The sequence below is a fragment of the Pedobacter fastidiosus genome (assembly GCF_014306625.1).
In the GTDB taxonomy this organism is placed as follows: domain Bacteria; phylum Bacteroidota; class Bacteroidia; order Sphingobacteriales; family Sphingobacteriaceae; genus Pedobacter; species Pedobacter fastidiosus.
The window spans coordinates 175,101-187,298 of the sequence record NZ_JACRYL010000004.1; the positions used below are offsets into that span (position 1 = coordinate 175,101).

The window sequence follows — 12,198 nt, forward strand, 5'->3', positions numbered from 1 at the left end:
TTTATCAGATTAGATAGATGATGTTTCAGAAAAATATACTTTATTTTTTGCTGACTGGCTTAACAACAGCATGGAGTAGCCTTGCATTTGGGCAAAATCCACAAGGGTTTTTCCTAAATGATGCCGTACGTAAGAAAGTAGAACAACCAGATTATGTAAAGCATAAGCCATCGGATAAGCCTGTTTCACTGGCGGTTAATTTAGATGCTAAGCAAACCAATGGCTTGATTTCTAAATACATTTATGGTACGAATTCGAATACGTATATGGGCCCGATTGTAGATCAAACTGAACTGTTAGAAAATATCAAAAACCTTTCTCCAAAAATTATCCGTTTCCCAGGTGGCAATTTAAGTAACGTTTACTTTTGGAATGCTTCAAAAAACAAAAGGCCAGCAGATGTTCCACAGGTTATTTTATATGGAGATGATCGACCAGTAAAGCCAGAAAATTTGTGGTATGGAATAAGCGATGATCAGAATTCCTTTTCGCTTGATCGTTATTATCAATTACTTAAGGCAACAAATACTGCGGGTATTATTTGCGTAAATTATAGTTATGCCCGTTATGGAACAGGTAGTGCACCTGTTCAAAATGCCGCACATTTGGCTGCAGATTGGGTGCGTTTTGATAAGGGTAAAACCAAATTTTGGGAAATCGGCAATGAAAATTATGGAACTTGGCAAGCGGGCTACAAAATAGATACTCTTCAGAATAAAGATCATCAGCCAGAGTTTATTTCTGGTAAGCTTTATGGAGAACATTTAAAGGTTTTTGCCGATTCGATGAAAGCGGCGGCTAAAGAAATCAAGTCGGAAATATTTATCGGTGCGGTAATGATAGAAACTGCCAAAGATAAATCGTGGGAAGGAGGAATTACAAAAAACTGGATCGATGGTTTGCTAAAATCAGCCGGTTCAGAAATTGATTATTATGTGCTCCATAGTTACTATACGCCATATAATCAAAATTCTACACCAGAAATTATCTTGAATTCTGCAACAACTGAAACGGCTAAAATGGTTAGTTATATGAAAGAACTCTCTTCAGTTTATCATTTACCAGAAAAACCATTGGCATTAACGGAGTGGAATATTTTTGCATCTGGCGCCAAACAATCTTGTTCTTTTATTAATGGGATGCATGCAGCTATTGTTCTTGGCGAACTTTCTAATTTAAAGTTTGGAATGGCTAGCCGTTGGGATTTGGCAAATGCATATTCCAATGGAGATGATCATGGTATGTTTAACAAGGGTGATGAACCAGGGGTTCCACTTTGGAATCCAAGACCCGTATATTACTATATGTATTACTTTCAGCGATTTTTTGGAGATGAGTTGCTTAAAACAAATTCCCCTACAAATGGTGATGTTTTGACTTATGCTTCGAAATTTTCTAGTGGGGAAATGGGCGTAGTAATTGTAAACAAAGGAAGTTCTGAACAAGTTATCGAATTGGATATCGCCAATTTTAAACCCTTAAAAACCTATTTTCTTTATAGTTTAACAGGTGGGAATGATAATGGAGCCTTTTCGCAAAAGGTGCTGGTTAACGGAGAAACGACCAAATATTCAGCAGGTGGACCACCAAATCCTAAAAAGGTAAAAGCGCTCTCTGCCAGCTCAACAGGTAAAATCAAATTCGAATCTGCACCGCTTTCGGTTCAATATCTTTTGATAGAATAAAATATTCAAATGAAAATATCAATCTTAAAAATATTTGCAAGCTTATTCATAATTATAGTTTGCCATGCGTTCACTTCCTCAGCACAGATAAGTGTTGAAAAAAGGCGAGAACATATTCTGATTGATACTAGTTGGCGTTTTGCTTTTGGACATCCTTACGATACAAAAAAAGATTATCAAAACGGAACCGGCTATTTTTCTTATCTGGCCAAAACAGGTTATGGCGATGGCGCAGCAGATCCGGCTTTTGATGATCGAACTTGGAGAAAACTTAATTTGCCACATGATTGTGCTGTAGAACAACCCTTTAATGAAAAGGCAAGCTTTAGTCATGGTTTTAAAGCAGTCGGTAGAAATTTCCCTGATGCCAGCGTTGGTTGGTATCGCAAGTCGGTTTTTATTCCTGCAAGCGATTTGGGGAGAAAGATAAGTATTGCATTTGATGGTGTTTTTAGAAATTCTATTGTTTGGGTAAACGGAAATTATTTGGGTACCGAACCGAGTGGTTATTTAGGTTTTGAATATGATATTACGGATTATTTAAATTATGGTGGTGAAAATGTTATTGCGGTAAGGGCTGATGTTACTATGGAAGAAGGTTGGTTTTACGAAGGTGCTGGAATTTATCGCCATGCCTGGTTAAATAAAACCAATGCGCTACACGTAATCCCTAATGGAACTTTTGTTCGAAGTAATTTAAGTGCTAATAAAGCGATTGTAACTGCAAGCGTAACCCTAAAAAATGATGCTTTGGTTTCAGCGAAATTCAATATTCAACAAGATGTTCTTGATGCAACTGGAAAGGTTGTCGCCTCTCAAACACTTTCAAATCTTGACTTAAAGGTATTGGAGGAAAAGGAATTTACGCTGGATATTCCCCTCGAGAACCCTCAACTGTGGGATTTAGAAAATCCTTATCTGTATTCCTTATCCACTACCGTGATTAAGAACGGACAGATTGCTGATTTATATAAAACTCCCTTTGGAATTAGAACAATTAGGTTTGATGCCGAGAATGGATTCTTTTTAAACGGAAAGCGAGTAGAGATTAAGGGAACCAATAACCATCAAGATCATGCAGGTGTTGGTGTGGCCCTGCCAGATGAGCTCCAATATTTCCGAATTAGCAAACTCAAGGAAATGGGTAGTAATGCTTATCGGTGCTCACACAATCCGCCAACCGTAGAATTGCTAGAGGTCTGTGATAAACTTGGGATGTTGGTGATTGATGAAAACCGTTTAATGGGCATAAACGATCAACATCTTAATGATGTTAAAAGACTAATCGTTCGCGATCGTAATCACCCCAGTATCATCAGCTGGTCTATAGGAAACGAAGAATGGAACATAGAAGGTAACATAACCGGGGCTAGAATTGCCAGTACCATGCAAGCCTTTGTAAAAACTATTGATACCACGAGAGCTGTAACTGCGGCAATAAGTGGAGGGATTGGAAATGGGATATCAACAGTTATCGATCTTTTAGGTTATAATTATGTCGCGACAAAAAATACCGATGAACAACATCAAAAATTCCCCAAGCAGTTTAGTTGGGGAACAGAAGAGGGATCTACCGTAGCCACAAGAGGTATTTATGTTGATAACAGGGATAAAAATGAGCTCGCTGCTTACGATGTTAGGCAAAATGCAAATTTTTTAAGCCTCGAAGACGGATGGAAACACTATGCTTCCCGCCCTTATTTAGCTGGAATGTTTATTTGGACGGGTTTCGATTATCGGGGTGAGCCCACGCCTTTTGGATGGCCATCTGTACTTTCTTATTTTGGAATGTTGGATTTATGTGGTTTTCCAAAAGATAGTGCTTGGTTCTTAAAATCATGGTGGAGTGATCAGCCCACACTTCACCTTCTGCCACATTGGAACTGGAAGGGAAAAGAAGGTAAGCCAATTGAAGTTTGGGCTTATAGTAACTGTGATGAGGTTGAGCTTTTCCTCAATAAAAAAAGTCTTGGTAAAAAGCCGATGGAAAAAAATGGACACCTGAGCTGGACAGTAAATTATAGTCCGGGTGTATTAGAAGCCGTAGGATTTAAAAATGGAAAAAAAATATCCGATGTTGTTAAAACGACATCCGATCCTAAAAGTGTTTCTGTTAAACAAGAAAATATTGAGGTTACGAAGTCAGATATTGCTGTGCTTACTGTAAATGTAAATGATGCTTTAGGGAATTTGGTGCCTACAGCAAATAATGAAATAAATTTCGAAATCACCGGTCCTGCTGAAATTATTGGGGTAGGGAATGGAAATCCTACTTCTTTGGAGAAAGATCAGTTTTTAGAGGAGATCGGTATTGTAGGGATCAGCAACCTTAAAGAAAAAACAATCTCCCACTTGGAAGATGTAAGCGAACTTTCTACAGATGTAAATGGTTGGGTTGATGCTTTCAAAGAAGATAGAAACCAAGAATTTGGAAAAAAAACAAAGTCACTGATTTATAGAGGAGATTTTGAACTTCCAGAATGGAATGATCAAACCAAAATTACATTCTTTTACAAAAGCATTGGCAAGGAACAATCAATTTATATCAATGGCAAAAAAATAGCGGATAAGATTTCTGCGGATAAAAAAGGAAATATTTTCGTTCTTGATCGATCTGTTATAAAGCCCGGAAAAAATACGATAGCGATACTTGCAACACCCTTATTAAAAGTGAATAGTTGGGATGTAATCAATTCAGATCCGGGTGCTTTTCAAGTATTAAAGCCTGCGTTAGCATGGAAACGCAAGTTATTTAACGGCTTTGCTCAAGTAATTGTTCAAAAAGCAGGCGAAAAGGGGGATGTTTATATATCAGCTACATCACCAGGACTGAAGTCTGCCAATTTTAAAATTAAATTATAATCCAATATAAGAGCGGATCATCTAAAACAAAAGATGAAAACATAATCTGAGTAGTCTTTTGGTAACATTCTCTTTATCTAGAGTATTTTCGGATTACGTAGATAGTTAATTATTTTAAAAACGTTGGTAAAAAAGTACAACATTAAGTTTAGTGTGTTTTTAGATAAAAATGTTGATAATGATTGTTTTAATTCGGTTTTCTATAACCAACAGTAGTTTTAAGATTATCTTAAGTTAAAATAATATTATAAATATACTTCACAATGATGTTAAATTTGAATTAAGTAAACAAATAACTAAATATAAACATTATGAGTAAAACGTTACGAGCAGCTATGCTGTTTGTCGTATTTCTGGCATCGCTATTTCCAGCGCTCGCCCAGAATATTACAAATAGGCAAATTACAGGAACTGTTTCAGATGAAAAAGGTGTTACCTTGCCAGGAGCAGGGGTATCTATAAAAAATTCTCAAACTGCCGTTTCCACAAATTCTGACGGTAAATATGTGATTACCGTTCCTTCAGGTTCAGCAACCACATTAATCTTTTCTTTTATCGGTTCGGTGAAGCAGGAGATTGTAGTAGGCGATAGAAGCGTGATAAACGTTGTTTTGAAACCTGCATCTACCGATTTATCTGATGTAGTTGTAATTGGATATGGTAACCAGAAAAGGGGTGATGTTAATGGTGCAATTTCTTCTGTTAAAGCCGCAGATATTGCAAATGTACCTCAGGTTAGTATAGATCAAATGCTTCAGGGCAAGGCTTCAGGATTAACCATTACGCAAAACTCTGGTGCTCCAGGGAGTTCTACCTCTGTACGTGTACGCGGGGTAACCTCTTTGAGTTTATCCAATGAGCCTTTATACGTAGTGGATGGTGTTCCAATCTCTGGAGATGCAACCAACCAATCTACCAGCGGAAGAACGGTTGGTTTGTCGGCTAACAATGGCGAATCTGCAGTGAGTCCACTTTCTTCTATTAACCCAAGCGATATCGAATCTATCGATGTTTTAAAAGATGCCTCTGCAACTGCAATTTATGGTAGCCGGGCGTCCAATGGTGTAATCATCATCACCACAAAACGTGGTAAAAATGGCTCAGCACGAGTTACTTATGATGGATATGGAGCCATTTCACAACAAGGAAAATTTCTTGATGTAATGAATCTTCAACAATATGCCGTTTTACAAAATGCATTAGCAGATGTTACTGGTGTACAGAGAAGGGCAGAATTTGCAGATCCAGCTTTATTGGGTAAGGGAACCGATTGGCAAGATGAAATTTTCAGAAATGCAGTAATGCAAAATCATCAATTGGGTATATCTGGTGGTAAAGATGGTTTGGATTATTATATTTCAGGCGGATATCTTAAACAGGATGGTACAATTTTAGGAAGTAATTACAAGAGATATACTTTTCGTTCAAACATTAATAGCCAGGTTAAACCATGGTTAAAAGTTGGAATGTCCTTATCGGGAAGTCGCTCGAACGAAAATCAAGGTTTGTCAAATAACACAGGTGTTGTTTACAACGCTTTATTAAGTGCTCCAGATCAAGCGGTAAGAAACCCTGATGGCTCTTTCGCTGGTCCTATTCCAAATTCAAACCAACAAGGCGGACAAATTAATCCTGTTGCTCAGTCATTAGATATTACCAATGTTTTAAATCGCAGCAATCTTAATGGAGCGCTTTATGGCGACATTAAATTTACCAATGATTTAACGTTGAGATCTGAAGTAAATGGTGATTTTAACTATTCTGCAGCAAGAGTTTTCACACCAACTTATCAATATGGGATATATGGAAATGCAACTGCTAGATTACAAGAATACAATTCAAATACCACTTATTGGGGATGGAAAGAGTATTTAACTTATGCACATACTTTCAATAAGAAACATAATTTAACAGCATTGTTAGGTTACGAGGTTAACCAATCTACTTGGGGTGGAACTGATGCATCTATTCAGAAGTTTTTAAGTAATGATTTGCAGACGCTGGGTTTAGGTGATCTTAAGACTGCAATTATTGGAGAGTATAAAGATAGCCAAGCGTTAGAATCTTTTTTTGCTAGGGGTATTTATACTTATAATAATAAATACAGCATTACGGCAACTGTTCGTTCGGATAAGTCATCGAAATTTGTTCAAGGTAAGCAAACAGGTTATTTTCCTGCATTTGCCGTTTCATGGCGACTATCTGATGAGCCCTTCATGGCTGGTATAAAAGATATTGCCGACAATATCAAATTTAGAGTAGGTTATGGTGAAGTGGGTAATCAAAATCTTCCTAATTACCAATATGGTTCTGCATTAACTCCAGTAGTTACTGGTTTAGGTACCGGTTTTGCAATAGATAAAGTTGCTAACCCGAACTTAACTTGGGAAAGTGCGGTACAAACAAACGTGGGTGTAGATTTCAGTTTAATTAAAGGAAGAATTGATGCCTCTTTTGATTACTTTAACAAAACATCCAAAGATTTCCTTTTCCAAAAGCCATTACCAGCATATCTTGTTGGGCAAACAGCAGCTTATTCAGGAACGGGTGTAATTAGTCCGCCATATATTAATGGAGGAAAAGTAAGTAACAAAGGTTTTGATTTTACTTTAAATAGTAAAAACTTAACTGGTAAATTTAAATGGAATACCACAGTAATATTCTCAAAATATAAAAATGAAGTTTTATCATTAGCAGATGGTGTTCCATTTATTGATGGTAAAATTAACGTAAGTTTCCTTCAAATGACGGTTACCAGAACACAGGTGGGTGGATCGATAGGTGAGTTTTACGGTTATAAAGTGAAAGATATTTTCCGCACTGATGCGCAGTTAAGGGCAGCTCCAGTTCAGTTCGGCAGACCTTTAACAAATAATAGTGCTGGTACTTGGTTAGGAGATATTCAGTTTGAAGATTTGAACGGTGATGGCAAAATTGATGAGTCAGATCAAACTTCATTAGGAAATCCAAATCCAAAATTCACTTATGGAATTACGAATAGTTTTTCATACAAATCTTTTGATCTTTCGATCTTTTTAAATGGCTCTTATGGAGCGAAAATTTTAAATGCATTAAATTATCAATTATCAGGATTATCTGGACTTTATCAAAATCAACTAGCCTCAGCTATTGATTTCTGGAGCCCAACCAATACAGGTTCTAATATTCCAGCACCTCGAGGTGGAGACAATCCAAACTTAAAAAACTCAGATCGTTTTATAGAATCTGGTTCTTTTCTACGCGTTCAAAATGTAAACTTGGCTTACAGCCTTCCATCAGAGTTTATTCGTAAAGCAAAGCTGAACAGGTTAAAAGTATTCGCAAGCGTACAAAATCTATATGTGTTTACAAAATATAAGGGTTTAGATCCAGAGGTTGGTAACCAGAATTATAATGTGTTTCTAACCAATGTAGATAGTGGTAGATACCCTATTCCACGCACATTTACTTTTGGAATTAACGCAGAATTTTAATTATAAGAAAGAAATATGAAAACATATATAAAATATTCACTTGCAATCGCTGTACTCATTATGAGCACGGTAACCAGTTGTAAAAAAGAATTTTTCGATCGTCCGCCACAAAGCGCCATTACGTTGGATAATTTTTATAAAACAGCAGATCAGGTAAAATCAAGCACTAATGTTCTTTATAGCGCAGCTTGGTTTGGTTGGGTAACTAAAGGGGGATGGGCCATCACAGAAATGGCTGGTGGAAACGGTCGTTCGTATTCCTCAGATGTAGCGAATTTTGGAAACTTCTCTGTAACCGACGGGAATACAGAACTTGCAAATGCTTACAATTCGTTATGGATTGTGGTTGCGCAATCTAATGCAATCATCAATAATTTGCCTGAGAAAGTGCCTGCATCCGTAGATAGAAAGGTAGTTAACCAAGCTTTGGGAGAAGCTCGCTTGTTTAGGGCATTATCTTATTTTCATCTAGTTAGGTTATTTGGAAATGTACCAATTATAGAAAATACATTGGATTATGTAGAAAACTTTCAAGTTAATACTAACCCAGTTCCAGATGTTTATAAATTTATTTTAAACGATCTTAAGTTCGCCGAAGCCAACCTTATTCCACAAATTAGAAGTGGTAATTCTATTGCTCAAGGTCGTGTTTCTAGCGGATCTGCTTCGGCACTTTTGGCAAAGGTTTATCTGTATATGCAAGATTATACCAACGCCCGCCTTGAGGCAGAAAAGGTAATCAATAGCGGAGAATTTAAGCTTTATGGCGTTGATGTTCCTGGAAAAGAGTTTAAAGATTTATTCTTGACAGCAAATAACAACAACGAAGAATCAGTAATTGCACTTCAATGGGCAGGTGCTGGAGGTTATGGTAAAGGAAATCCTTTGCAAGCTTCTTGGGCAGCCAATACCTCAATTACAGGAACAGGCGATGGATACGGAGTGTTAGGAGTTACTTTTGATGCCTTGTATAGTTTTCAGCAAGATGATAAACGCTTTAAGCCAACTATTATGGTTACAGGCTCTTTTTATCCTGAAATTAATCAGGCAACTGGAGGTTACACACAAGCCGCCAATCAAGGGCAAGGTACGAGTGCATTCGTTAAAAAATATGTAGTAGGTACACCTGCAGATAATGGTGGTATAGGTTCAGCACAATCGTCGGCCAACAATACCTACATGATGCGCTATGCTGAAGTTTATTTAATTTTGGCTGAAGCCATAATGGGAACTTCAAAAAATAGTACAGATGTTCAGGCGCTAGCTGCCATTAACAAAATAAGAAGCCGTGCAGGCCTTGGTAATTTAACACAAATTAGACGTGGCTATTTTACGGCGAACAATACGCCAGGTAAGCCCGGCAATGCACCGGCTCAGTTCTATCGTGATGATATTTTAGAAGAACGCAGACGCGAATTTATGTTTGAATTTGATTATTGGTTTGATCTGGCTCGTTTAGATGGGTACAATGTTTCTAGCCATCCAAATGCAATTACAATTATTAATCAACAAGATCGCGGAGCTGGCGATAATAGCGTGCCTTCCAATAGCTACGGAAATGGGTATTATTCAATGACGAATAGTAAATTCCTATTCCCTTATCCAGCAACAGAAGTAGCATCAAATCCTAAATTATTACAACCACCAGTACCTTATGTTTTTAAATAAAATGAACATGAAAAAGATAAATAATCAAACAAGATTCACTACGCTCCTATTATTTGTGGCAATAGTGGTAGGTTTTGCTTCATGTAAGAAAACCGACGAGGGTGCTGGCGGTGCACCAAAAATTACAAGAGTAAGGTTAATCAGCAAAACAGATACCCTAAAAAATGTAGTGCACAGAATTAATTTAGATTCTAACTTGGTTTATAACGAAACAAGACAGGTTAAATTTGATTCGACAGTTGTAGCCGGAAGATTGAATAATCAATATGCTATAGTTGGAGAAAATCTGATGACAACACTTTCAGTTTCATTCAACGGCTTGCAGGTTAATTATAATCCAGCATTGTTAACGGATAACAGCATTATTATTTCTATACCTGCTGAAACGCCTTATGGACCAAGTCAAAGCAATAAATTAATTGTAACCACTAAATTTGGAACTGCAAGTTTTGATTTTCCTATTCTGCAACCTCCACCAACAATCACCTCTTTTAGCCCGGTTGCTGCAGGCGCAGGAGAAACTGTAACGATAGTTGGAACAATATTCGAAGGGGTTACGAAAGTTACTTTTGATTCTATCCCAGCTCAAATTGTTGGAACACCAACCAAAACTCAGATTCAGGTAAAAGTACCTGCAGGTGTTGTTCAGTCGCGTATTTTGGTAACTACTCCCGGTGGTACCACTCGTTCTGCTGGCTCATTCGGGTTCAAAGCTTTGCTTTATGATGATTTATTCGCAACTGGATGGGGTTCTTATTTAGGATACAACAGTACCATCAACTTAGCAAGTACAGTTCGTGTTAAGCGTGGTACAAATGCCATTGCAACAACCTTTACCGATGCCTATGGTGCACTACAGATTGGTTACAATGGAGCAACAATTAATGTTACAAGTGCAGGATTAACTGCTATAAAATTTTCTGTATACGGTGGAACAGGAATAGTAGCAGGAAGCAGAGTTCAGTTGGTTATCAATGGAAATTATGGTAACGCTGTTGCCATAACACTCGTTCCTGGTGTTTACACAGATTATACCATTCAATTAAAAGATGTAGGTAATCCATCAGTCATTACCGAATTTGTACTGCAAAGTTTAGGCAATGCAGTACCGAGTACAATTTATGTAGATGATATAGGATTTATTTAGTGCATAACAAAGTTACTGCCCTGATCTTAAACAGATCAGGGCTTTTTTTAATAAAAATGGTCAAAAAAATACACTTACTAATTGCTTTCGCACTTTTTATTAATGTGGCAAACGCACAGCAGTCATTCGTTAAGCAAAAAGGTCATCAGTTTCTGATTGGAGAAAAACCATATTATTACATCGGTACCAATTATTGGTACGGTGGATTATTGGCTTTACAAAAGAATCCAGCAAGAGGTAAACAAAGATTAATTAAAGAGCTCGATTTTTTGAAATCAAAAGGTGTAAATAATCTTCGTGTTTTGGTTGGCTCTGAAGGTGAGGGGAAAATTAACGGAGTAGATCGGGTTAAGCCTGCCTTACAAACTCAACATAACGTATATGATACCGAACTTTTGAAGGGACTAGATTTTTTATTGATGGAAATGGCGAAGCGAAAGATGTATGCCGTTTTGTACCTGAGCAACAACTGGGAGTGGAGTGGTGGCTTTATGCAGTATTTAAACTGGAATGGCCAAATTGATAGCGATACCTTAAAACGAAAATTAACTTGGGATGAACAGCGTGATTACACCAGTAAGTTCTACTCATGCGATGCCTGCAAAATCGATTATCAAAAACAAGTCTATTTTATACTTCAACATAAAAACGCCTACACTGGTAAAAAGTACATTAATGAACCCGCTATTATGGCTTGGGAATTGGCTAATGAACCACGGCCAATGAGGACAGAAGCCATTGTAGCTTTTAAAAACTGGATCGCAAATACTGCGACCTATATCAAATCCATTGATAAAAATCATTTGATTACAATTGGTACGGAAGGTTTTATGGGTACGGAAGAAAACTGGGATTTGTTTAAAGAAATCCATGCCAATAAAGGCATTGATTATTTAACGATCCACATTTGGCCAAAAAATTGGGGCTGGTTTAAAGATGCTCCAACCACTGAGAATTTACCTGCAGTTATAGAAAAAACTTCAGCATACATTAAGCAACACGAAAGTATTGCTCAACAAATAAATAAACCTTTGGTAATTGAAGAATTTGGTTTGCCAAGAGATGGTCATGCTTTTGATCCATCGACTGCAACAAAACTTCGTGATGAATATTTTGGAAATATTTTCTCGATTTGGGCGAAGAGTAGGGCTAAGGGTGGCGCAATAGCAGGCTGTAATTTTTGGTCGTTCGGTGGTACATCCCGACCAACCAATGGCCAGCTGTTTTGGAAAGATGGCGATGATTTTTCTGGAGACCCGCCACAGGAAGAACAGGGTTTAAATTCTGTTTTTGATTCTGATCAATCGACTTGGAAAATTATTCAAACCTATTTAAAAAAGTAACCATCCCGATTTAAACAATA

At 37.3% G+C, this 12,198-nt stretch carries 6 protein-coding genes; all 6 read left to right on the top strand.

The window, feature by feature from the left end; translation table 11 throughout:
• Window positions 1–17: 17 nt before the first annotated feature.
• On the top strand, window positions 18–1,685 hold the full coding sequence (locus H7U22_RS05945; RefSeq protein ID WP_187070427.1) for an alpha-L-arabinofuranosidase: 1,668 nt from the start codon (window positions 18–20) through the stop codon (window positions 1,683–1,685).
• A 9-nt stretch (window positions 1,686–1,694) separates the two neighbouring features.
• Entirely contained in the window at window positions 1,695–4,547 is a 2,853-nt protein-coding gene (gene galA / locus H7U22_RS05950; protein WP_187070428.1) for a beta-galactosidase GalA, read from the top strand.
• 311 nt (window positions 4,548–4,858) lie between these two features.
• A complete protein-coding gene (locus H7U22_RS05955; protein ID WP_187070429.1) occupies window positions 4,859–8,020 on the top strand; it encodes a SusC/RagA family TonB-linked outer membrane protein in 3,162 nt (1,053 codons plus the stop codon).
• A gap of 15 nt (window positions 8,021–8,035) precedes the next feature.
• Window positions 8,036–9,688, top strand: coding sequence for a RagB/SusD family nutrient uptake outer membrane protein (locus tag H7U22_RS05960; protein ID WP_187070430.1), 1,653 nt, complete (start codon window positions 8,036–8,038; stop codon window positions 9,686–9,688).
• Window positions 9,689–9,695: 7 nt separating this feature from the next.
• Window positions 9,696–10,835, top strand: a complete 1,140-nt coding sequence (locus H7U22_RS05965; RefSeq protein WP_187070431.1) for an IPT/TIG domain-containing protein — start codon at window positions 9,696–9,698, stop codon at window positions 10,833–10,835.
• A 56-nt stretch (window positions 10,836–10,891) separates the two neighbouring features.
• The gene (locus H7U22_RS05970) at window positions 10,892–12,178 is read left to right on the top strand and encodes a glycoside hydrolase 5 family protein (protein ID WP_187070432.1); all 1,287 of its coding nucleotides are present in this window, start codon (window positions 10,892–10,894) and stop codon (window positions 12,176–12,178) included.
• Window positions 12,179–12,198 lie beyond the last annotated feature (20 nt).

Bases quoted from the DNA above. Each gene is read 5' to 3' on its own strand.
- H7U22_RS05945 (WP_187070427.1), top strand. From the start codon at position 18: ATGATGTTTCAGAAAAATATACTTTATTTTTTGCTGACTGGCTTAACA.
- galA (WP_187070428.1), top strand. From the start codon at position 1,695: ATGAAAATATCAATCTTAAAAATATTTGCAAGCTTATTCATAATTATA.
- H7U22_RS05955 (WP_187070429.1), top strand. From the start codon at position 4,859: ATGAGTAAAACGTTACGAGCAGCTATGCTGTTTGTCGTATTTCTGGCA.
- H7U22_RS05960 (WP_187070430.1), top strand. From the start codon at position 8,036: ATGAAAACATATATAAAATATTCACTTGCAATCGCTGTACTCATTATG.
- H7U22_RS05965 (WP_187070431.1), top strand. From the start codon at position 9,696: ATGAAAAAGATAAATAATCAAACAAGATTCACTACGCTCCTATTATTT.
- H7U22_RS05970 (WP_187070432.1), top strand. From the start codon at position 10,892: ATGGTCAAAAAAATACACTTACTAATTGCTTTCGCACTTTTTATTAAT.